The following is a 21920-nucleotide window of genomic DNA, read 5'->3' as shown; positions in this document are numbered from 1 at the left end:
GCTTCAGCCTCCGAGAGCCAGGTAAAGCGGTGTGCCGAAAAACAAGGTGAGAACGCCGCCTGCCGCAAGAAACGGCCCGAAAGGCAGCGGCTCTTCGAAGCGCATGCGGCCGCGCCACGTTGCCGCAAGACCGACGACCGCGCCCGCGACGGCGGCGACCAGCACGATCTGAGGGAGCGCCGCCCACCCAAGCCACGCGCCGAGCGCCGCGAGCAGTTTGAAGTCGCCGTAACCCATGCCGTCGATACCTCGCGCGAGCCGGAACAGCCAATGCACGGCCCACAGCACGAGATAGCCGAAAATGGCGCCGAGCACGGCATCCTGGAGACTTGCGAACACGCCGTAGAAGTTGACGATGATGCCTGCCCAAAGCAGGGGCAACGTCATCGAGTCCGGTAGCAGATGCGTGTCGATGTCGATGGCGCTCATCGCCAGCAGGGCGGCGCACAGTCCGAACCCGGCGAGCGCGGCGAGCGTCGGACCGAACAGCGCGAGAGCGCCGGCCGCGAGGGCTGCAGTGCAGAGTTCGAGGAGCGGATAACGTGCGCTCACGCGCGCCCCGCATGCGGAACAGCGACCGCGCAGCAGCACATAGCTGAGCAGCGGCAGATTCTCCCATGCGTGCAGCACATGCCCGCAGTGAGGACAGGCGCTGCGTGGCACCCATAGGTTGTAGCGCGCCGGCAGGCCGTCTTCTTCGAGAGGTTGGTTAGTCGCCTCGCTCACTTCCAGGCGCCACGCGCGTTCGAGCATGATCGGCACTCTATGCACGACGACGTTCAGGAAGCTGCCGATGACGAGCCCGAATACGATCGCAAAAGCAAACTGCAAGGCGGCCGGCAGGCTGCCGAATGCCTGACCGAGACCCGCTGCGAAATGATCCGGCAGCAGGTTCGAAAGCGAGCCCGAAAGCACGGTGGAGGAGGTTTCTGGCACGAGTGGGTGAGCTGCCTGCATGGACGAAACGGTGGATTCGGCTGCGATGCTACACCACGTTGCCGAGTTGAATAATGGGAAGATACATCGCGATGACAAGCCCGCCGACCAGCACCCCCAGCACAACGATGACGAGCGGTTCGCACAGACTCGACAGCGTGCCGATCTTTTCGTCTACCTGACGATCGGCCAGCGACGCCACGTCGAGAAGCATGGTGTCGAGTGCTCCGGACTCCTCGGCAACGGCGACCGGCTGCACGACATCTTGCGGGAAGCAGCTTGCCGAACGCATGGCCGCTGCAAGCCGTTCACCGCGCCGCAGGCGCGCCGCGATGTCCACGGTTGCGCGATCGAAAAAGGCGTTGCCCGTGGCGTGAGTCAGCGAATCGAATGCGTCGGCGAGCGGCGTGCCGGCCGACAGCAAGGTGCCGAGCGCGCGGCTCCACCGAGCGGCGCAGAGCGTGGCCAGCAGTGAACCGGCAATCGGTATTTTCAGCGATAAACGCGCGAAACGGATGCGCGCCGTTTCGGAACGCCGCAGGAGAAACGTCGCCGCGAAATACGCCGCGACGACGACCGCGATGGCGGGCACACTCCATTGCGCTGCACCCGACGATAGCGCTACTACAAACTGCGTTGGCGCCGGCAAACGCGCTCCAAATCCATCGAAGATCTGTTTGAAAGTCGGTACCACCCACACGAGCAAAGCTGCGGTGATTGCCAGAGCCAACAGCAAGATTACGACAGGATAGGTCAACGCCGCGCGCACTTTCGCCCGTTCCGCGGCGGCGCGCTCGCGGTCGTCGGCGATACGCGCGAGAACTGCGGGCAGAGCGCCAGCAGCCTCGCCCACTTCGACGAGTTGACAATACAGAGCGTTGAACTGCAAGGGATGATGTTGCAAGGCAGCCGAAAATCGCAGGCCGGCCGTGATGTCGCGAGCCAATGCGCCGACGATCCGCGGCATGCCGGGACGGCGCGAACTTTGCGCCTGCCCCAGTAGGTCCAGTGCGGGAGCGAGCGGCAAGCCGGCGCGCAGCAGGCTTGCTAGCTGGCGTGTGAACAGCGTGACGTCTGCGGTAGTTGCTTTCGGGCGCGGCGCGGGTCCGTGGGCTTTCAGATCGACCACGAACAGGTTGTCGCGTTTGAGCAGAGCGCGAGCGGTGCCCGCATCCGGCGCAATGAGCAAGCCCGTTCTATGGTTTCCGTCGGGATCGACACCGTGCCATCGGAAGCGCGTGTCGGTCGACGCAGGGCGATGTGTAACGGTATTGCTCACGCGACCTCGGTGGCGGCGAGTGCTTCGGCGAGGCTCGTCGTGCCGTCGCGCACGCGAGCCAACGCGGCGTTGCGAAGCGTGCCGATGTTTTCGCTACGCGCCTGCCGCGCGAGGTCGTGCGTTCCCGCTCGCGCGACGATCAACTCACGCATGGCATCGGATACGGGCATGACCTGATGCACGCCGACGCGGCCCCGATAGCCAATGCCGTGACAAGCCGCACAGCCCTTCGCAGCGTAGGGCTGCCAACCGTCGACCTGTTCTTCGGCGAAGCCCGCGGAACGAAGTGCCGCGGGGGAGTGCGGCGCGGGCGTCCGGCAGGCTGTGCATAGGCGGCGCACCAGTCGCTGCGCCGTCACCATGCGCAGGGCGGCCGCGAGGTTATATGGCGCCACGCCAATGTCGATCAGACGCGCTGCAGCGGCTGGCGCGTCGTTCGTGTGCAACGTCGACAGCACCAGGTGGCCGGTTAGCGCGGCCTTTACGGCGACGTCGGCGGTTTCCTCGTCGCGTATTTCGCCAACCATGACGACGTCCGGATCCTGGCGCAGAAAGGCACGCAGCGCGACGGCGAAAGTGAGCCCGGCCTTTTCACGCACGCTGACCTGGTTGATGCCGGCCAGCTGGATTTCCGCCGGATCTTCGACGGAACAAAGATTGCGCGACTCGCTGTTGAGCAGATTCAGGAAGCAGTACAGCGACAGCGTCTTGCCGCTGCCTGTCGGCCCCGTGACGAGCACCAGGCCGTGCGGCGCGCGAATTGCAGAATCGACGGCATTGCGCTGCTGTGCATCGAGCCCGAGCGAGTCGAGCGAAAGATCGGTTGGCAGCGCGTCGAGCCTGCGCAATACGAGCTTTTCCCCGAACAGCGTGGGCAGCGAGTTGACGCGGTAGTCCTCGATCCTGCCTGGCGACGTGGCGAGCCGAAGCCGGCCGTCCTGTGGAACACGCCGCTTGGCGATGTCCATGCGCGCCAGAACCTTCACGCGCGTGATAAAGGCGTCCCGCAGATGGGCGGGCGGCGTCGCGATTTCATGCAACACGCCGTCGATGCGCAAGCGCACCCGCCAGCCGTTTTCCGCTGGTTCGATGTGCAGATCCGATGCGTTGCGGCGTGTCGCTTCCCGCAGCGTGTCAGTCAGCAGACGCACGGCGGGGGCGTTGTCGGGATCGTGGGCCAGTGCGGCAACGCCGTCGGTTTCGCCGGTGCGCGCGTTCGGCTTATTGCGAGAGGCGCTCTCGCTGCCTGCCGGTAGTGGCCGCAGCAAGGCCGCGGGTTGAAAAGAAGCTTGCATGAAGAGCCGGCGACTAGCCGCCTGTAGAACACGACGGCTTCATCTTCGAGCAAGGCGGTCGGCGCCGCCACTCGGCCGTTCGGCTAATGGCACTCGGCACGGGCTTATGCGATGCTGGGGTGTGCTACGGCCTCAACCTTGAGCGGTAGGCACTTAGCCCAACAGCGCCTTGCCGCCCTTCACGCGCGCTGGCGGCTTGAACAGCTTTACGGTGCGGATCGCCTGGTCGTCGCTGCGCATCACTTCGAGCTTTACGTCGCCGATCTGCACACAGACATCGCCATCGGGAATGTCTTCGAGAATTTCGAGGATCAGCCCGTTAAGCGTTTTCGGGCCGTCAGTGGGCAGCGAAAGTTGCAACCAGCGGTTCAGTTCACGCAGCGGCATGCTTCCCGAAACGATGCATTCGCCCAGCTCGTTCCAGCCCCCACGCGAATTGGCGCCGCGCGGGATCGACGTGGTGAACTCGCCGATCAGTTCCTCGATGATGTCTTCCGGCGTGACGAGCCCTTGCAACTCGCCGTATTCGTTGACGACGAGCGCGATCCGATGCCGGCTCTCCTGGAAGTACTGCAATTGCTGGAACACCGGCGTGCCGGTCGGCACGAAGTACGGCTCGGCGAGCAGTTCGCGCAGCGTCTCGCGTTCCAGCTCCTGGTTGTGCAGCGCGGCGAGTGTCTTGCGAACGTGCAGCACGCCGAGCACGCGGTCAATGTCGCCTTGATAGACGATCAGCTTGTTGTGATAGCAGGTTTCGAGCTGGTGCAGAATCTGCTCGAACGGCGCGTCGAAGTCGAGCGCCTCGATACGTCGCCGGGGGATCATCACATCGTCGACGGAAATGTTTTCGAGGTCGAACAGGTTCAGCAAAATGCTCCGGTGCTTGGTCGGCATGAAGCTGCCGGACTCGAGCACGATGGTGCGCAGTTCTTCAGTGGAGAGGCGCTGATCGCGCGCGCCTTTTGTGTTGATGTGCAGCACCCGCAAGATGCCGGTGGCGAACAGATTGACGAACCAGACGAGCGGCCTGGCAATGCGCATCATCGGCGCGATGAGCAGGCTGGCGGGCAGCGCGATCTTTTCGGGAAACGTCGCGCCGACGATCTTCGGCGTGATCTCGGCAAAAACGATAATCAGAAACGCGACGATGCCGGTCGCGATAGACAGCACCACGTTGTTACGACCGAACGTATGCAGCGCGATCGAAGTAGTCAGCACCGGAATGATGGTGTTGAACAGATTGTTGCCGATCAGCACGACGCTCAGCAGTTGATCCGTGTGCGCCAGGAGACCCTGAGTGGTCTTCGCGCCGAGCGCATTCTTGTTGGCAAGGTGCTTCAGGCGATGGCGGTTGAGCGCCATCATCGCCGTTTCGGAAATGGAGAAAAAGCTCGAGCAGATAAGCAGCAGAAAGACGGCGCCAATCTGCGCCCATAAGGGAAGTTGTTCCACGCGTCGTGAAGAATAGAAGAGGGGAAAAGGATGGGGAGAATATAGCAGAGGGGGCGGAGCAACCCGCCACCAGGGAAGTTGCGAGCCGGGAGGCTTCAGCCTGAACTGCCTGCGGGTGCCGCGAGCAGGGCGACAAGATCGGGCCGCAAAAACAAAAAACCGCCGAGCAAGCTGGGCGGTTTTTCGAGCCTTGAACTAACAAGGCGAATCTGGTCGGGGTGAGAGGATTCGAACCTCCGGCCTCTACGTCCCGAACGTAGCGCTCTACCAGGCTAAGCTACACCCCGATGTGTACTGCAGACTCGATTCAGACTTAACCAGCGTTTGAGTCTTGTTTAAGACTGTCTCGCCGTCGAGTAAGAACATAATTCTAGCAGGCTTTCTTTGTAAATGGAATCAGGAAACGAACAAATCGCGGCTGCCGCAGCTTGCGCTTCCTGTTTCGCGCATTCGAGCGTGTGATCAAGTGCGCCGGACCGTGTGATCGCCTCGAAGATCGTGTCGAAACGGTCGGTGCCGCCTTGCTCAATGGCCTCGCGAGCGAGAGCCGACTGCTCGGGGGTGCCGCGCTCTATCAAATAGATGAGCGGCAGCGTGGGCTTGCCCTCGCGCAGATCGTCGCCGGCATTTTTCCCCATCGACTCGGCCGTGCCCGTGTAGTCGAGCCAGTCGTCCATGATCTGGAAAGCCGTACCGATGCGCCGGCCGAATTCCGCCGCCGCTGCTTCGGTTCTGGCATCTGCGCCGGCCAGCACCGCGCCGAGCTGAGCCGCGGCCTCGAAGAGTTTGGCAGTCTTGTAGCGGATCACCTGCATGTAGCGGGCTTGGTCCACGTCGGCGTCGTGCATGTTCAGCAGCTGCAGCACTTCGCCTTCGGAGATGATGTTGGTGGCTTCCGACAGAATCTCCATGACGCGCATCTTGCCCACTCCCACCATCATCTGGAACGAGCGCGAATAGAGAAAGTCGCCGACGAGCACGCTCGCCGCATTGCCGAACAGCGCGTTGGCGGTCTGGCGGCCGCGCCGTAGATCCGATTCGTCGACCACGTCGTCGTGCAGCAGGGTTGCCGTGTGGATGAATTCGACGACCGCCGCCAGTTCGTGCCGATGCCCCGTGGTCTCGCCGAGCGCGCCGGCCACCAAGAGCAGCAGGGCTGGCCGCAGCCGTTTGCCGCCGGCACTGATGATGTACTCGGAAATCTGGTTGATCAGCATCACCTCGGACGCAAGACGGTGCCGGATGACGCGATTCACCTGCTGCATGTCTTCGGCGATCGGAGCGAGCAGGCTGGCGGCGTTGGAGGAGGTGGTGGCAGTCGACGACATGATGGCTGAATTGGGTAGTGCCGCGAATTATAAGGCGAATCGCGGTTGGTCCGGGTCGCGGACTGCCGCGCGGCGCGCTCGTGGGCACCGCCAGGCGCTCGGCTGCGCGTCACCCGGGCGGAACGCAGGGCCGCTCTGAATGAGTTTTGACCGAGCAGCTAACTCTATGTATAATCACGGGTTTCCGCGCGCGGTGCGTGGGAAAAATGAACACAGAGTGAGGTTCTCAATGTACGCGGTCATAAAAACCGGTGGCAAGCAGTATAAAGTTGCCGTCGGCGAAAAACTTAAAGTAGAACAGATACCGGCAGACATTGACGCTGAAATCACGCTCGACCAGGTTCTCGCAGTGGGCGAAGGCGAATCGATTAAGTTCGGTGCGCCGCTGGTCAGTGGGGCTTCCGTCAAGGCTACCGTCGTGTCGCAAGGTCGTCACAAGAAAGTGACCATCTTCAAGATGCGTCGCCGGAAGCACTACCAGAAGCATGGCGGCCACCGCCAGAACTATACCGAACTGCGCATCGACGCGATCAACGCGTAAGCGCACCGGTTAAGGAGCAAATCAAATGGCACACAAAAAGGCAGGCGGATCGTCCCGGAACGGCCGCGACTCCGAGTCGAAGCGACTTGGCGTGAAAGTGTACGGCGGTCAGGCTATCAACGCTGGCGGCATCATCGTTCGTCAACGTGGCACGCGTATGCACGCTGGCGAGAACGTCGGCATTGGCAAGGATCACACCTTGTTCGCGCTGACGGACGGCCACGTTCAGTTCTCGACGAAAGGCGCCGCGAAGAAGCACATGGTCAACGTCGTCCCGGCAGCAGTCTGAGTTCACTCAGGCACGGGCTTCAGGACCGGAAAAAGGCCCCGCGAAGTTAGCGGGGCTTTTTTTATTGCGGCAAGGGACGTCGGCGCTGCAATTTCGGCACTGCGCCTATGCCGTTCGGTCGATTGATCAACGCGCGACGGGCGCGGCAAAATAGCAGCATCCAGTAGTATTCAGCAGCACCATCTGGCAGTACACCACGGGACGGAGTTACGCATGAAGTTCATTGACGAAGCGAGGATTGAAGTCATCGCCGGCGACGGAGGGGATGGCAGCGCGTCGATGCGCCGCGAGAAGTTTGTTCCGTTCGGCGGCCCGGATGGCGGCGACGGCGGCCGGGGCGGCAGCGTCATTGCGGTAGCAGACCGCAACATCAACACGCTGATCGACTACCGCTACGCGAAAAAACACATGGCGCGAAACGGCGAGAACGGCCGCGGCGCAGACTGTTACGGCAAGGGCGGCGACGACATCACGCTGCGCATGCCGGTCGGCACCACCATTACCGACATGGAAACCGGCGAACTGATCGCCGATCTGACCGAGCACAATCAGAGCGTGCAGATCGCGCAGGGCGGTGCGGGCGGTCTCGGCAATCTGCACTTCAAATCCAGCACCAACCGCGCTCCGCGTCAGAAAACCGACGGCAAGCCGGGCGAGCGACGCATGGTGCGCCTCGAGTTGAAGGTGCTGGCCGACGTCGGCCTGCTCGGCATGCCGAACGCGGGCAAGTCCACGTTCATCTCTTCCGTGTCGAACGCGAAGCCGAAGATCGCCGACTATCCGTTCACTACGCTTGCGCCGAATCTCGGCGTGGTTCGCGTTGGTCCGAGCCGCAGCTTCGTGATCGCCGACATTCCGGGTCTGATCGAAGGTGCCGCGGAAGGCGCGGGCCTCGGCCACCAGTTCCTGCGGCATTTGCAGCGCACGGGCTTGCTGCTGCACATCGTCGACCTGGCGCCGTTCGACGAAGCGGTCGATCCAGTCGCGGAAGCCAAGGCGATTGTCAACGAACTGCGCAAGTACGACGAGCTCCTGTATCAGAAGCCGCGCTGGCTCGTGCTCAACAAGCTCGACATGGTCCCCGAGGACGAGCGTGAAGCGCGCGTTTCGGCGTTTATCGAAGGTTTCGGTTGGGACGGCCCGGTCTTCGAAATCTCGGCGCTGACCGGTCAGGGTTGCGAGAATCTATGCTATGCGGTGTTCGACTACATCGCGGCCCATTCCGAAGCGCAGCGCGCGGCCGAAGCCGAAGACCTCGCCGCCGACGTACGCTTTCGCGATAAGCCGGAAGCACCTGCCGCCGCTAGCGAATCCAGCGCCGATCCGCAGGGCTAAACAATTGGGGCGCCGGGCCTTTGCGGGTTGGCGGCGCGCGTCAGGCGTCATCTTGGGAGCTGCGCACAATGCGTTCCGTCATCGCAGATTCACGGCGATTGGTAGTGAAAGTCGGCTCGAGCCTCGTCACGAATGACGGGCGCGGCCTCGATCATGCTGCGATCGGCCGCTGGGCTGCGCAAATTGCCGCACTGCGCGCGCAGAGCAAGGAAGTGGTGCTGGTCAGTTCCGGCGCCATCGCCGAAGGAATGCAGCGGCTCGGTTGGAGCAAGCGCCCCCGCGAGATCGACGAATTGCAGGCGGCCGCCGCTGTCGGTCAAATGGGCCTCGCGCAGGTATACGAGAGCCGCTTCGCCGAGCATTCGATTCAAACCGCGCAAATCCTGCTGACTCATGCCGACCTTGCAGACCGCGAGCGCTATCTGAACGCGCGCTCCACGTTGCTGACGCTGCTGCGGCTCGGCGTGGTGCCAATCATCAACGAGAACGACACGGTCGTCACCGACGAAATCAAGTTTGGCGACAACGACACGCTGGGCGCACTGGTCGCGAATCTCATTGAGGGTGACGCGCTCATTATCCTCACTGATCAGCAAGGGCTTTTTACCGCCGATCCCCGGAAGGACCCGAACGCCACGCTCGTTCAGCAGGCAGATGCCGGCGCGCCTGACCTGGAAGCCATGGCTGGCGGCGCCGGCTCAAGCCTCGGTCGCGGCGGCATGCTCACCAAGATTCTCGCCGCCAAGCGCGCCGCTCACAGCGGCGCAAACACGGTGATCGCGAGCGGGCGCGAAGCGGACGTGCTGTCGCGGCTCGCGTCTGGCGAGGCGATCGGCACGCAGTTGATCGCTCGCACCGCGCGCATGGCGGCGCGGAAGCAATGGATGGCCGATCACTTGCAGGTGCGCGGCCACGTCGTGATCGACGACGGAGCCGTGGAGAAACTGACGGCAGGCGGAAAGAGCTTGCTGCCCATTGGCATCGTCGGCGTGCAGGGCGCCTTTGCTCGCGGCGAGGTGATCGCGTGCCTCAACGCAGCGGGCCGGGAAGTGGCGCGCGGCCTCACCAACTACAGCAGTGCAGAGACAAAGCTGATCCAGCGGCGTCCGAGCGGCGAGATCGAATCAGTGCTCGGCTATATGCTAGAGCCCGAACTGATTCATCGCGACAACCTGGTGCTGGTTTGAGTAGCTAACTGGCTCACGCGCAACATGTGAAAAAGCCGTTCCAGCGAGATGCAGGAACGGCTTTTTTCTGGCGCGTCGGCGAAGCGTCAGTGAATCAACGAAGTCGCCGTGCGCTTGTAGCGGATGTTCTCCACAATCGTCTTTGCGCTCCCCGTCGGGATCTTGTTTGCGCACAGATAGTCCTGATACAGCGCCGCGTGATACGCGTTCAGCGCACCATTCTCGATACGCGTAAAGTCGTTCGCGACTGTCCTGTCCCAATCGTCATGATCCGCGTTCAGGCCGGCATACAGGCGCCATTCATAGTTGTCGCAGCGGATGCCTTCATAGTTCACGTTGCGCGCGCCACTCGGGCTCGTCACCACCACGGTATAGCGCACGACGCCGTCGGAGCCGACAGTCAGCGAGTTCTTGTCGATCGCGAAATGTAGCGGCGTATTGCCTGACACCTCGAAAGGCAGCAGGTTCGAGTCCTGCGGCAGCGGTGGCAAAGTCTCGACCTTGTTTTCGACCCAATTGCTCGGCCGGTCCAGCAAATAGGCAAAGGCGCTGTCGTCCTTGTTGGTGGCTGTGCCGGCGCTCGAACAGCCAGTCAGCAGAGCGCCGGTGGCGACGCACGCCACGACGAGAGCAAGTGCTTTCAATATGGTTTCCTCGAAAAAGCGGGCGCGGCTCAAGAAGCCGCGCCCGCATAGACGACAAAGGCGACGTAGACGGCCACGCAGAATGGTCAGTTGCGCACGCCGTGATGACGGAACATCGAACCCGCAGCCTCGCGAGCCGAGTCGTCGTCGAGTTCCGATACGGTGCCGGCCTCGTTCCCCGAGCCGGCAGCTTCGCCGCAATCGGACACGCTTGTCGTGTGAACCGAAGTTTCGATTCTGACGGACGTTACCGTGGTCACCGTCATTACCGTGGAATCCGGCGGACTTTCCATGGACGACGCTATCCGGGGATAACGCGGCCCGTGGTGCCCGCCAGGTTTTTCCGCACGCGGCGCAGTGCGGCGCATGAAACGGGATAGCTCCGTCAGCGCCAACTGATAAACATCCCGCTTGAACTCGATCACACAGTCGAGCGGTACCCAATACTCGTTCCAGCGCCAGGCGTCGAACTCCGGGTGGTCTGTGGCGCGCAAGCAGATGTCGCAATCGCGTCCTACCATTCGGAGCAAGAACCAGATTTGTTTCTGGCCGCGGTAGTGACCGCGTACCTCGCGCTTGATGAACTTGTCAGGCACCTCGTAACGCAACCAGTCGCGCGTGCGACCAATCACCTTGACGTGCTCCGGAAGCAGACCGGTTTCTTCGTGTAACTCCCGATACATCGCTTGCACGGGGGTCTCTCCGTACTTGATGCCCCCCTGCGGAAACTGCCAGGAATGTTCACGGAGCCGTTTGCCCCAAAACACCTCGTTGTGCGCGTTCAAGAGGATGATGCCGACGTTCGGGCGAAAGCCTTCACGATCCAGCATACAACCACCTTCGAATCCTTTAAAATTGCTTTGATTATAAACAGATAACGGACCCGACGCACCGATTCGCACCAGATTGGAACGATTCGCCGCAAAAGGCCTGCTTTGCGGTAGCCTGTCCGTCTTTGCGTGCCTGATCCCTTGTGCGAAAGACTTTGCACGGCGGCTTGTGCGCCCCGGCGGCGGCCCTTGCGCCGGAATGGCGAACCGGGCGGGCCCGGCCAGGCAGCCGTATCGATTTCCCCGTTTTTACCCTTTCGGGCGGTCCCTCCGGAGCCGCCGCTTTTGGAAAATCTGAATGAAAGCTTCCCGTTTCTTTATCGGCACCCTGAAAGAAGCTCCGGCCGACGCCGAGATCGTCAGTCACAAGCTCATGGTGCGTGCCGGCATGATCCGCCGCGTCGCCGGCGGCATCTATAACTACCTGCCGATCGGCTTGCGCTCGATCCGCAAGGTGGAAGCGATCGTGCGTGAGGAAATGAACCGGGCAGGCGCGATTGAACTGCTGATGCCGGCTGTGCAACCGGCCGAGCTGTGGCAGGAGTCGGGTCGCTGGGAAAAATACGGCCCTGAACTCCTTCGTTTCAAAGACCGCAAGCAATCCGACTTCGTGATCGGACCGACCCACGAAGAAGTGGTGACAGACATCGCGCGTGGGCAGATCAAGAGCTACCGTCAGCTGCCGGTCAACTTCTATCAGATCCAGACGAAGTTCCGCGACGAAATCCGTCCGCGTTTCGGCGTGATGCGCGGCCGCGAGTTCATCATGAAAGACGCGTACTCGTTCGACAAGGACGCGGCAGGCCTGCGCGAGTCATATCGCAAGATGTACGACGCGTACGTGCGCATCTTCACGCGCCTCGGTCTCGATTTCCGCGCGGTCGCGGCGGACAACGGTTCGATTGGCGGCAGCGGCTCGCATGAATTCCACGTGATCGCCGATACGGGTGAGGACGCAATCGCCTATTGCCCGACGTCCGACTTCGCCGCGAACGTCGAAGCGGCCGAAGCTTTGCCGCTCTACGCACAGCGCGCGGCGCCCACCGAGCAGATGAAAAAGACGCCGACGCCCGGCAAGGCGAAGTGCGAGGCCGTCGCCGAACTGCTGAACATTCCGCTCGAGCGCACCATCAAGTCGATCGTGCTCGCCACCGAAAACGAGGGCGCCGAACCGACCATCTGGTTGCTGATGCTGCGCGGCGATCACGACCTGAATGAGATCAAGGCAAGCAAGCTGCCGGGACTCGCCGATTTCCGCATGGCGACCGAGGCCGAGATCATCGAAACGTTCGGCACGCCGCCAGGCTATCTCGGTCCGCTCAACACAAAGAAGCCGGTGAAAGTCGTGGCGGACCGCACGGTCGCGAACATGAGCGACTTCGTGGTGGGATCGAACGAGGTGGACTACCACACCACGGGCGTGAACTGGGGTCGCGATCTGCCGGAACCGGTCGTTGCCGATATTCGCAACGTGAAAAAGGGCGATCCGTCGCCGGACGGCAACGGCGTGCTAGACATTTGCCGCGGCATCGAAGTCGGCCACGTGTTCCAGCTCGGCACCAAGTATTCGGAAGCGATGAACGCAACGTGCCTCGACGAAAACGGCAAGCCGCAGCCTATGGAAATGGGCTGCTACGGCATCGGCGTCACGCGTATTCTGGGCGCCGCGATCGAACAGAATTTTGACGACAAGGGCATCATCTGGCCGGAATCGATCGCGCCGTTCGAAGTCGTGCTGTGCCCGATGGGCTATGACCGCAGCGAAGCCGTGCGCGAGCAGGCCGACAAGCTCTACGCCGAACTGGTCGAAGCGGGCATCGACGTGATTCTCGACGATCGTGGCGAGCGCCCCGGCGTGATGTTCGCCGACTGGGAGCTGATCGGCGTGCCGCATCGTCTCGTGATCGGCGATCGTGGCCTGAAGGAAGGCAAGCTCGAATATCAGGGCCGCCGCGACGCGGAGGCGACGTTGCTGCCGGTCGATGAAGCCGCGCAAACGGTGATCGAGAAGGTTCGCGCGGCGCTGGCGCGCTAAGCGGGGCGGACGGTGGAGTACACCTTCCTGTCCGCGACCGTGCTGCTGATCCTGATCACTGACCCGCTCGGCAACATTCCGCTTTTCATCAGTTGTCTGCGCGGTGTGTCGCCGAAGCGGCGCACCGCGGTGATTCTGCGAGAAGTCGCGATCGCGTTTGCGATCCTGCTGGTGTTCATGGTCGTCGGCGACGCGTTTTTGCGCATGATGAGTCTCACCGACCAGTCGTTGCGCATCGGCGGCGGCATTGTGTTGTTTCTGATTGCGCTGCGTATGGTGTTCCCGCATCCTGACGGCCCTTTTGGCGGCGACGTGCGTGGCGGCGAGCCGCTGATCGTGCCGCTTGCCATTCCGGCGCTGGCAGGGCCGTCGGCGCTCGCAACCGTGATGCTGCTGACGTCGCAGGCGCCCGGCAAGATGTTCGAATGGATCGGCGCGCTGACCGTCACCATGATCGTCTGCGCAGTGGTGCTGATGCTGGCCGAGCGTATTCAGGCCTGGCTCGGCGAGCGAACCATGATGGCATTTGAACGGTTAATGGGACTCGTGCTGGTGGCGATCTCAGTGGAGATGATGCTTGGCGGTATCCGCGCGTTCGTGCATCAACTGTGAGTGGCGCGCGCTGTCAGTCGAAGCGGCAATTGGCAACACGTGGACGGATCTCTGAGTCGAACTCAGTTGAGTGAAACCCCGCAAGCAACATTCGACGCAACAAATAGCGGCCCAGTGGGCCGCTTTTTTTATCTCGTGATTTGCGCGCCGGGCAAGTCACGCGCCTTCAGTCAACGCGCGAATAGTCGGCAGGTTGCGCCAGTAGCCTTTGGCGTCCATGCCGCAGCCGAAAACGTAGCGGTCCGGCACTTCGAAGCCGCAGTAATCGGGGCGCAGCGGCTTGGCTTTCGGAATGATCTTTTCGCACAGCACGGCGCTCAGGAAGCGCTTGGCGCCCATTGCGAGGATGCGGTCGCGGATCGCGGCCATCGTCTCGCCTTCGTCGAGGATGTCGTCGAGCACTAGCACCACGCGATCCTTCACCGACTCGGCCGGCGCCACGCGCCATTGCATCTCGTTGCCGCCCTTTGTGGTGTTGCGATAGCGGGTGAGGTGGATGTAGTCGAACTCGAGCGGGAAATCGAGGTGCGGCAACAGCATGCCGGTGAACACCGCGGCGCCGCCCATCACCGACAGCACGAGCGGAAAGTCCTCGCTCATTTCGTTGCGGATGGAGGTCGCCATGCCGCTGATCGACGCGTTGACCTCGTCGGCCGAAACGATTTCTTCGGAGTGGCTAAAAATGTGGAGAGCTTCTTCGCGGTTCATGACGTCTGGCGGGCGGTAACTGTATACATAGTGTGAGTGAGAACGCCCTGAAGGAAGTTCCCATGGTGACGGTGGCTGCGGGCCGGGTCGGCAACCCGCGCGCCGCCGTCTTGCTAAAGCTTAGCGCATGCCGGGCAACATGCCCTTCATGCCGCGCATCATCTTTTGCAGATTGCCGCCTTTCAGCTTTTTCATCATGGTGCGCATCTGATCGTACTGGTTCAGCATGCGGTTGACTTCCTGCACCTGCACACCCGCACCTGCGGCGATGCGGCGCTTGCGCGTCGCCTTGATCAGATCCGGCTTGGCGCGCTCGAGCGGCGTCATGGAGTTGATGATGCCTTCCATGCGGCGCATCTGTTTTTCGGCCTGGCTCATGTCGGCGCCGGCGGCGGCCTGCTGGAATTGCGCGGGCAGCTTGTCCATCAACGAAGAGAGACCGCCCATGCCCTTCATTTGCGTCAGTTGTGCGCGGAAATCGTTGAGGTCGAAGTCGCCGCCTTTCTTGACCTTATCGGCGAGCTTCTGTGCGGCTTGAACGTCCACGCCGCGTTGCGCTTCCTCGACGAGAGCGAGAATGTCGCCCATGCCGAGAATCCGGTTCGCCATACGATCCGGGTAGAAGACTTCAAGACCGTCGAGCTTTTCCGCGACGCCGACGAACTTGATCGGCTTGCCCGTCACGTGACGCACCGAGAGTGCGGCGCCACCGCGCGAGTCGCCGTCGAGCTTCGTGAGCACCACGCCGGTGAGCGGCAGCGCGTCGCTAAATGCTTTGGCGGTGTTGACCGCGTCCTGGCCGAGCATTGCATCGACGACGAACAGCGTTTCCGCCGGCTTCAACGTGGTGTGCAGCGCGGTGATTTCCTGCATCATCGCTTCGTCGATACCTAGACGGCCGGCCGTGTCGACCAGCAGCACGTCGTGATAATGACGCCTGGCCCAGTCGACCGCGGCGCGCGCGATGTCGACCGGCTTCTGATCCGGTTCCGACGGGAAGAAGTCCGCGCCGACCTGCTCGGTCACCGTCTTCAACTGCGCGATAGCAGCGGGGCGATAGACGTCGCACGAAACGGTCAAAACCTTTTTCTTGTACTTCTCGCGCAGCAGCTTGGCGAGCTTGCCGACCGTGGTCGTTTTACCCGCGCCTTGCAGACCCGCCATCAGAATGACGGCCGGCGGCGTGACGGCGAGATTCAGCTCGGCGGCTTTGCCTTCGTAGTCGCCGCCGATCACGGCGGTCAGCTCGCGCTGCACGACGCCGACGAGTGCCTGACCAGGCGACAGGCTGCTAATCACTTCTTCGCCGAGCGCCTTCTCTTTGACCTTGGCGATGAACTCGCGCACGACGGGCAGCGCCACGTCCGCCTCGAGCAGCGCCAGACGCACCTCGCGCAGCATTTCCTGGGTGTTCGCCTCGGTGAGCCGGGCTTCGCCGCGCAGCGTCTTGACGACGCGCGCCATCCGTTGAGTCAGATTGTCGAGCATGGGGAGCGATGAACAGTGCGGCCCCGGGCGAGCGCGAAGTGGAAGACGTCGCGGATCAGGGGCCTAGTGTAAACTTCGAATATGGATATTGTACTGTATGCCCTCACTGCGCTCCTGTACGGCGGACTCGCCATAGCCGGCTGGCGCTCGCACCGGCACGCCGGGTCGCGCCCCGTGCTGGAAAGCGTTCCGCCAATGCCGGCTGCCGCGACCACCGGCGCGAACACACAGGCACAGTCCGGGTTCGCCGGCTCGGCAGCTTCGGGCATGAGTTCGTCGGGCCGCACGTTGCTGTTCGTCGCGCTGCTCGCGCATGGCGTGCTGCTGCATACCACGATCTTCCCGCAGAACGCCATGGTGTTCGGCTTTGCGTTTGCGCTGTCCGCCATGTTCTGGCTCGGCGCGGGCATCTACTGGATAGAAAGCTTCTTTTTCCCGCTCGACGGACTGCGTCTGCTGGTATTGCCGCTCGCCTGCGTCGCCTCGTTATTGCCGCTCGCCTTCAACGGCGTGCGTGTGCTGCCGTATTCGGCCGCACCCATGTTCAAGCTGCACTTTCTGATCGCCAACATCGCCTATGGTCTGTTCGCGATCGCGGCGCTGCACGCCATTCTGATGCTGCTCGTCGAGCGGCGTCTTCACGCAATGCGCGGCGGAATCGCGCAGCGGAACGTGGCTGCGGCAGGCAACGGCTGGCTGTCCAGCTGGCTCGACACGCTGCCGCCGTTGCTCACGCTCGAGAAGTTGCTATTCCGTCTGATCGGCGCCGGCTTCGTGCTGCTCACGCTGACGCTCGTGTCGGGCATTCTGTTCAGCGAGCAACTGGTCGACCGCGCGCTGCGTCTCGATCACAAGACCGTGTTCGCGATTCTTTCGTGGGTCATGTTCGGCGCGCTTCTGACGGCGCGCAAAGTGTCCGGCTGGCGCGGCCGTGCTGCATTGCGCTGGGTGCTGGCGTCGTTCGTCGCGTTGCTGCTGGCGTACGTCGGCAGCCGTTTTGTTTTCGAGGTGCTGTTGCACCGTGCTGTAGTGTGAGCGTGCCCCATGCGACAAATTTTTCTGCTCATCATATTGTTCTTCGTCGGCCAGTGGCTCGTGAAGGCGCTGCGCCGTCATGACGCGCACTCGGCACAACGCACCGGCGCCGGCGGCGCGCGAGGCGCATCGGGCGCCGCCGGCAATGGCAACGGTGCCGCGCGTCCCGCACAACCGCCTCAACTCGCCGAGCCGATGATCCGTTGCGTCGAGTGCGGCGTGCATGCGCCTAAGAGCGACTCGGTGGTCGTCGCCGGGCAACCGTTCTGCAGCGCCGCTCACGCGCGGCGGCACGGCGCACGACCCACGGGCCGCGACGCCCGATGAGCATCGCGTTCGCCGTCGACGCAGACGGTTGGGTCGCACAAGCGCGCAGGCTGCCATCGCCGAATTTCGAAGCACGGCCGCAAGGCGCGGTGCCGACTCTGATCGTGGTCCATAACATCAGCCTGCCGCCTAACCAGTTTGGCGGCACGGCGATCGCCGAACTGTTTCTCAATACGCTCGATTGTGACGCGCATCCTTATTACGAAGCGCATCTGCGCGGCGTGCGGGTGTCCGCGCACTTCGTGATTCATCGCGACGGCGCGCTCGAGCAGTTCGTGTCGTGCAATGAGCGCGCATGGCACGCAGGCCCATCGAACTTCTTCGGCCGTGAGCGTTGCAACGATTTCTCGATCGGCATCGAACTGGAAGGCAGTGACACGACTCCTTTCGAGGCGGCGCAATACCGCACGCTCAGCTCGCTCGTCAGTGCGCTGACAGCTCGCTATCCGATCGAAGCGCTTGCCGGGCACTCCGACATTGCGCCTGGTCGCAAGACTGATCCAGGACCACATTTCGAGTGGGCGCGTCTGCAACGCGATACGTTGCTGGCGGATCGGTATTTCCCCTATCTCAAGTTTTCCAGAACGCTGTAACGGCACTTTGCGCGACGTCGCGCGTGAGCCGCAGAGCGAGGCTCTGCCTGCTTCTGCGGGTGGAGCGCTTCGCGCCGCGCGGTGCAAAAGTCAAGACTTCAAAAGCAAATAAAACCGTTTGACCTGTCTCGAATCTCCACTATACTTGGTGCCACAAATTCAGTTACGCACTAGATATTGTGTGTCCTGTGTATAACTGTGTGAATAACCGAGTGCATAACTACTTGCACAAGTCGCGGCGCCCCGCTCTTTGAGCACGGCGCCGCAAGCATTCCAGGCAGCGAAAAATAATCCTGCAGCGCAGCCGGACCTGACCAGCCGGCGGCAACCAAAAGCATCAGGAAAGGGGCTGAGAGTGATCGCGACGCATACGACGAAGACCGTTTTCAATTCGAATCAGGCTTCATCGCAGTCGCATCCCGCCAGCCGCCCAGGCCGGTCTTTTTCCTGCACCTCCTCGCTTGCGCACGCGGCGGCGCAGCGTTCGTTTTAATCCGCGGCACTCGCCGCAACATTTCCAGGACCAGGAGCTTTGCACATGCAAACCACCGACAACGTGACGACCCGGTATGAGGGATCACCGACTGGCCAGGCGTTCGGCCAGGCACAAGGCACTCAAGCGCTCGCGCCGCAAGCGACGTACGCCGACTACAAGGTGATCCGTCGTAATGGCAGCGTGGTGTCGTTCGAACCGTCGAAGATCGCCATCGCCGTGACGAAGGCATTTCTCGCCGTCAACGGTGGTCAAGGCGCGGCGTCGGCGCGTGTGCGTGAACTGGTCGAACAACTGACGCAGAACGTGGTGCGCGCGCTGCTGCGCAGCCGTCCGAACGGCGGCACGTTCCATATCGAAGACATTCAGGATCAGGTCGAACTCGCGCTGATGCGCGGCGGCGAGCACAACGTCGCACGTGCGTACGTGCTGTATCGCGAGAAGCGCACGCAGGCGCGCGCTCATGACGATCACGCTGCCGCCGGCACGCCGGGCCTCACGGTCACGGACAATGGCGTGACGCGTCCGCTCGACCTCGCTGCGCTGCGCGGCATTATCGAGTCCGCTTGCGCGAACCTGGGTGACGCGGTGAGCGCGGAGCCGATCGTCGCGGAAACGGTGAAGAATCTGTACGACGGCGTGCCGATGAGCCAGGTCTACGACTCGGCGATTCTGGCTGCCCGTACGATGATCGAAAAAGACCCGGCGTACAGCCAGGTCACCGCTCGCATTCTGCTGCACACCATCCGCCGCGAGATTCTCGAAGAAGAAGTCACGCAAGCCGAAATGGGCGAGCGTTATGCCGAGTACTTTCCGCAGTTCATCAAGCGCGGCGTGCAAGCCGAGCTGCTCGACGACAAGCTGCTGCAGTTCGACCTGAAGCGCCTGGGTGCCGCGCTCGACAACAACCGCGATCTGCAATTCGGCTATCTCGGTCTGCAGACACTGTATGACCGTTACTTCCTGCACCACGACGGCGTGCGTATCGAAATGCCTCAGGCATTCTTTATGCGTGTCGCAATGGGCCTGTCGCTGAACGAGATCGACCGCGAAGCGCGCGCGATCGAGTTTTACAACGTGCTGTCGAGCTTCGACTTCATGTCGTCCACGCCGACGCTGTTCAACTCGGGCACGCGCCGCTCGCAGCTGTCGTCGTGCTACCTGACCACGGTCGACGACGACCTGGACGGCATCTACGAAGCACTGAAGGAAAACGCGCTGCTCTCGAAGTTTGCCGGCGGTCTGGGCAACGACTGGACGCGTGTGCGTGCGCTCGGCTCGCACATCAAGGGCACCAATGGCAAATCGCAAGGCGTGGTGCCGTTCCTGAAGGTCGTCAACGACACGGCTGTCGCCGTGAACCAGGGCGGCAAGCGCAAGGGCGCGGTGTGCGCGTACCTGGAAACGTGGCACCTGGACATTGAAGAGTTCCTCGAGCTGCGCAAGAACACCGGCGACGACCGTCGTCGCACGCACGACATGAACACGGCGAACTGGATTCCCGACCTGTTCATGAAGCGCGTGATGGAAGGCGGCGACTGGACGCTGTTCTCGCCGTCCACCTGCCCGGACCTGCACGACAAGTTCGGCGCCGAGTTCGAAGCGGCTTACACGGCTTACGAAGACAAGGTCGCGCGCGGCGAGATCAAGCTGTTCAAGAAGGTGCCCGCGGCGCAACTGTGGCGCAAGATGCTCGGCATGCTGTTCGAAACCGGCCACCCGTGGATCACGTTCAAGGATCCGTGCAATGTGCGTTCGCCGCAACAGCACGTCGGCGTCGTCCACTCGTCCAACCTTTGCACGGAAATTACGCTGAACACGAGCGACTCGGAAATCGCGGTCTGCAACCTGGGCTCGGTGAACCTCGTCGCGCATCTGAAGGAACAGGCCGACGGCACGCTCGCGCTCGACCATGACAAGCTCAAGCGCACGGTCAGCGTTGCAATGCGCATGCTCGACAATGTGATCGACATCAACTATTACGCAGTTGCCAAGGCGCGTAACTCGAACCTGAAGCACCGTCCGGTCGGCATGGGCATCATGGGCTTCCAGGACTGCCTGCATCTGCTGCGCACGCCGTACGCGTCTGAAGAAGCGGTCAAGTTCGCCGACACGTCGATGGAAGCGGTCTGCTACTACGCTTACTACGCGTCGACCGAACTGGCGCAAGAACGCGGCCGCTACTCCAGCTACCGCGACTCGCTGTGGGATCGCGGCATCCTCCCGCAAGACTCGGTCAAGCTGCTGGCCGACGCGCGTGGCGGCTATGTCGAAGTCGATTCGAGCGAGTCGATGGACTGGACGGAACTACGCGAGCGCATCGCCACTTACGGCATGCGCAACTCGAACTGCATCGCGATCGCGCCGACGGCGACGATCTCGAACATCATCGGCGTGTCGGCTTGCATCGAACCGACGTTCCAGAACCTGTATGTGAAGTCGAACCTGTCGGGCGAGTTCACGGTGGTCAACGACTACCTGGTGCGTGACCTGAAGGCGCGCGGCCTGTGGGACGAAGTGATGGTCGCCGACCTGAAGTACTTCGACGGCACGCTCTCGCGCATCGACCGTATCCCGGCCGACCTGCGCGCGATCTACGCGACCGCGTTCGAAGTCGATCCGAAGTGGCTCGTCGAAGCGGCGTCGCGCCGTCAGAAGTGGATCGACCAGGCGCAGTCGCTGAACATCTACATGGGCGGCGCATCGGGTAAGAAGCTCGACGAGATCTACAAGCTCGCATGGGTGCGCGGTCTGAAGACCACGTACTACCTCCGCACGATGGCGGCAACGCACGTCGAGAAATCGACAGTCGCTCACGGCGCGCTCAACGCAGTGAGCTCGGGCGGCGGTGAAGGCACGGGTGGCGTCGGCGGCGGCGCGGCAGGCGGTTTCGGCGCGAGCGGCGGTGCCGGTGGTGCACTCGGCAACGGCGGCGGCCTTCAGGCAGCAGCAGCGGCAGCGCCGGCAGTCGCAGTGGAAGCGGCACCCGAAGCAGACGGTCCCGTCTGCATGATGCGTCCGGGCGACCCCGGCTTCGACGAATGCGAGGCTTGCCAGTAAGGGCCGAGCAGCAAGCGGGTTCGTTGCTTGCTGACGGGTTCCAGGTAAAGACCCGCATGCAGCGATCAACGAACCTGATAGAGATGAAGCAGATATAAACCGACGAGCGGCGCGACAAGCAAGATAGACGAAGTCAGCGAGGCCGCACCGCTCATCGACGCAACGAAGCGAAGCATCCACGCAACGAAGCGTAGGCAACGAAGCCGGGCGACAAGCGCAACGAAGCAACGAAGCCAGGCAACGAAGCAACGAAGCAACGAGTCGGCACTTCACAAAGCGCGCGAGACAACATCCGGGCGCGCGACCCAACGCTTCGACCGATGGAGCGAACAACGCAGTCGGCCACACGCATCGCCACGCATTGCATTGAACTTCATCTCGCTAGCGCTGACGAACCGGCAACTCGCAGAGAAGTGCAAGACACAGCAAACGCACTCCGCAATACAGATAGAT

Annotated in this window: 19 protein-coding genes and 1 tRNA gene; 10 read left to right on the top strand and 10 right to left on the bottom strand. The window is 62.4% G+C overall.

The features are described 5' to 3' along the window. Nucleotides 1-3: 3 nt before the first annotated feature. From OH764_RS14925 to OH764_RS14900, 6 genes are all read right to left on the bottom strand, one after another. Nucleotides 4-957: a prepilin peptidase gene (locus tag OH764_RS14925; protein ID WP_498847304.1), complete on the bottom strand. Its 954-nt coding sequence runs from the start codon at nt 955-957 to the stop codon at nt 4-6. A 28-nt stretch (nt 958-985) separates the two neighbouring features. Further along, nucleotides 986-2215 carry a type II secretion system F family protein gene (locus tag OH764_RS14920; RefSeq protein WP_498847303.1) on the bottom strand — a complete coding sequence of 410 codons (1230 nt, stop codon included), beginning with the start codon at nt 2213-2215 and terminating at the stop codon, nt 986-988. Beyond that, nucleotides 2212-3510: a GspE/PulE family protein gene (locus OH764_RS14915; protein WP_498847302.1), complete on the bottom strand. Its 1299-nt coding sequence runs from the start codon at nt 3508-3510 to the stop codon at nt 2212-2214. Before OH764_RS14915 ends, OH764_RS14920 begins: the two co-directional genes overlap by 4 nt. A gap of 153 nt (nt 3511-3663) precedes the next feature. Further along, on the bottom strand, nt 3664-4962 hold the full coding sequence (locus OH764_RS14910; protein WP_498847301.1) for an HlyC/CorC family transporter: 1299 nt from the start codon (nt 4960-4962) through the stop codon (nt 3664-3666). Nucleotides 4963-5172: 210 nt separating this feature from the next. Next, a tRNA-Pro gene (locus OH764_RS14905) sits at nt 5173-5249 on the bottom strand. 48 nt (nt 5250-5297) lie between these two features. After that, a complete protein-coding gene (locus OH764_RS14900; RefSeq protein ID WP_020071241.1) occupies nt 5298-6290 on the bottom strand; it encodes a polyprenyl synthetase family protein in 993 nt (330 codons plus the stop codon). A 229-nt stretch (nt 6291-6519) separates the two neighbouring features. Here OH764_RS14900 and rplU point away from each other — a divergent pair, with 229 nt between their 5' ends. From rplU to proB, 4 genes are all read left to right on the top strand, one after another. Then, entirely contained in the window at nt 6520-6831 is a 312-nt protein-coding gene (gene rplU, locus OH764_RS14895) for a 50S ribosomal protein L21 (RefSeq protein ID WP_006051835.1), read from the top strand. A 25-nt stretch (nt 6832-6856) separates the two neighbouring features. After that, nucleotides 6857-7120, top strand: a complete 264-nt coding sequence (rpmA, locus tag OH764_RS14890) for a 50S ribosomal protein L27 (RefSeq protein WP_020071242.1) — start codon at nt 6857-6859, stop codon at nt 7118-7120. Nucleotides 7121-7333: 213 nt separating this feature from the next. Continuing rightward, nucleotides 7334-8455 (top strand): GTPase Obg, encoded by a 1122-nt coding sequence (gene cgtA / locus OH764_RS14885; RefSeq protein ID WP_498847300.1) that lies wholly within the window; start codon nt 7334-7336, stop codon nt 8453-8455. A gap of 68 nt (nt 8456-8523) precedes the next feature. Continuing rightward, nucleotides 8524-9642: a glutamate 5-kinase gene (gene proB / locus OH764_RS14880; RefSeq protein WP_027779645.1), complete on the top strand. Its 1119-nt coding sequence runs from the start codon at nt 8524-8526 to the stop codon at nt 9640-9642. A gap of 86 nt (nt 9643-9728) precedes the next feature. On the opposite strand, the gene OH764_RS14875 is transcribed toward proB, so the two are convergent. Beyond that, entirely contained in the window at nt 9729-10286 is a 558-nt protein-coding gene (locus OH764_RS14875) for a CNP1-like family protein (RefSeq protein WP_498847299.1), read from the bottom strand. Between the two features lie 86 nt (nt 10287-10372). Further along, the gene (locus OH764_RS14870; protein WP_027779647.1) at nt 10373-11116 is read right to left on the bottom strand and encodes an RNA pyrophosphohydrolase; all 744 of its coding nucleotides are present in this window, start codon (nt 11114-11116) and stop codon (nt 10373-10375) included. Nucleotides 11117-11414: 298 nt separating this feature from the next. Between OH764_RS14870 and OH764_RS14865 the strand changes: the two genes are divergently transcribed. Beyond that, nucleotides 11415-13151 carry a proline--tRNA ligase gene (locus OH764_RS14865; RefSeq protein ID WP_498847298.1) on the top strand — a complete coding sequence of 579 codons (1737 nt, stop codon included), beginning with the start codon at nt 11415-11417 and terminating at the stop codon, nt 13149-13151. Between the two features lie 12 nt (nt 13152-13163). Next, nucleotides 13164-13763 carry a MarC family protein gene (locus OH764_RS14860; protein ID WP_020071248.1) on the top strand — a complete coding sequence of 200 codons (600 nt, stop codon included), beginning with the start codon at nt 13164-13166 and terminating at the stop codon, nt 13761-13763. Nucleotides 13764-13919: 156 nt separating this feature from the next. Here the strand turns inward: OH764_RS14860 and OH764_RS14855 are convergent, their stop codons facing one another. Then, complete coding sequence (locus OH764_RS14855) at nt 13920-14471, bottom strand: hypoxanthine-guanine phosphoribosyltransferase (RefSeq protein WP_020071249.1); 552 nt, start codon at nt 14469-14471, stop codon at nt 13920-13922. A 120-nt stretch (nt 14472-14591) separates the two neighbouring features. After that, nucleotides 14592-15959 carry a signal recognition particle protein gene (ffh, locus tag OH764_RS14850; protein ID WP_020071250.1) on the bottom strand — a complete coding sequence of 456 codons (1368 nt, stop codon included), beginning with the start codon at nt 15957-15959 and terminating at the stop codon, nt 14592-14594. A gap of 81 nt (nt 15960-16040) precedes the next feature. Between ffh and OH764_RS14845 the strand changes: the two genes are divergently transcribed. The 4 genes from OH764_RS14845 (at nt 16041) to OH764_RS14830 (ending at nt 21467) form a co-directional block, all read left to right on the top strand. Continuing rightward, nucleotides 16041-16994: a cytochrome C assembly family protein gene (locus OH764_RS14845; protein ID WP_498847297.1), complete on the top strand. Its 954-nt coding sequence runs from the start codon at nt 16041-16043 to the stop codon at nt 16992-16994. A 9-nt stretch (nt 16995-17003) separates the two neighbouring features. After that, nucleotides 17004-17321, top strand: a complete 318-nt coding sequence (locus OH764_RS14840; protein WP_392395635.1) for a PP0621 family protein — start codon at nt 17004-17006, stop codon at nt 17319-17321. Continuing rightward, nucleotides 17318-17914, top strand: coding sequence for an N-acetylmuramoyl-L-alanine amidase (gene ampD / locus OH764_RS14835; RefSeq protein WP_498847296.1), 597 nt, complete (start codon nt 17318-17320; stop codon nt 17912-17914). The genes OH764_RS14840 and ampD overlap by 4 nt, the downstream gene beginning before the upstream one ends. Nucleotides 17915-18452: 538 nt before the next feature. Continuing rightward, the gene (locus tag OH764_RS14830) at nt 18453-21467 is read left to right on the top strand and encodes a ribonucleoside-diphosphate reductase subunit alpha (RefSeq protein WP_498847295.1); all 3015 of its coding nucleotides are present in this window, start codon (nt 18453-18455) and stop codon (nt 21465-21467) included. The last annotated feature ends 453 nt before the right edge of the window (nt 21468-21920 follow it).

Source organism: Burkholderia sp. M6-3 (genome assembly GCF_050858985.1).
Lineage (GTDB): Bacteria > Pseudomonadota > Gammaproteobacteria > Burkholderiales > Burkholderiaceae > Paraburkholderia > Paraburkholderia caledonica.
This window is presented reverse-complemented; position numbering and strand designations above follow the sequence as displayed.

Bases quoted from the DNA above. Each gene is read 5' to 3' on its own strand.
- ffh (WP_020071250.1), bottom strand. From the start codon at position 15,959: ATGCTCGACAATCTGACTCAACGGATGGCGCGCGTCGTCAAGACGCTG.
- OH764_RS14925 (WP_498847304.1), bottom strand. From the start codon at position 957: ATGCAGGCAGCTCACCCACTCGTGCCAGAAACCTCCTCCACCGTGCTT.
- OH764_RS14865 (WP_498847298.1), top strand. From the start codon at position 11,415: ATGAAAGCTTCCCGTTTCTTTATCGGCACCCTGAAAGAAGCTCCGGCC.
- OH764_RS14855 (WP_020071249.1), bottom strand. From the start codon at position 14,471: ATGAACCGCGAAGAAGCTCTCCACATTTTTAGCCACTCCGAAGAAATC.
- rplU (WP_006051835.1), top strand. From the start codon at position 6,520: ATGTACGCGGTCATAAAAACCGGTGGCAAGCAGTATAAAGTTGCCGTC.
- ampD (WP_498847296.1), top strand. From the start codon at position 17,318: ATGAGCATCGCGTTCGCCGTCGACGCAGACGGTTGGGTCGCACAAGCG.
- cgtA (WP_498847300.1), top strand. From the start codon at position 7,334: ATGAAGTTCATTGACGAAGCGAGGATTGAAGTCATCGCCGGCGACGGA.
- OH764_RS14870 (WP_027779647.1), bottom strand. From the start codon at position 11,116: ATGCTGGATCGTGAAGGCTTTCGCCCGAACGTCGGCATCATCCTCTTG.
- proB (WP_027779645.1), top strand. From the start codon at position 8,524: ATGCGTTCCGTCATCGCAGATTCACGGCGATTGGTAGTGAAAGTCGGC.
- OH764_RS14840 (WP_392395635.1), top strand. From the start codon at position 17,004: ATGCGACAAATTTTTCTGCTCATCATATTGTTCTTCGTCGGCCAGTGG.
- OH764_RS14830 (WP_498847295.1), top strand. From the start codon at position 18,453: ATGCAAACCACCGACAACGTGACGACCCGGTATGAGGGATCACCGACT.
- OH764_RS14845 (WP_498847297.1), top strand. From the start codon at position 16,041: ATGGATATTGTACTGTATGCCCTCACTGCGCTCCTGTACGGCGGACTC.
- rpmA (WP_020071242.1), top strand. From the start codon at position 6,857: ATGGCACACAAAAAGGCAGGCGGATCGTCCCGGAACGGCCGCGACTCC.
- OH764_RS14900 (WP_020071241.1), bottom strand. From the start codon at position 6,290: ATGTCGTCGACTGCCACCACCTCCTCCAACGCCGCCAGCCTGCTCGCT.
- OH764_RS14915 (WP_498847302.1), bottom strand. From the start codon at position 3,510: ATGCAAGCTTCTTTTCAACCCGCGGCCTTGCTGCGGCCACTACCGGCA.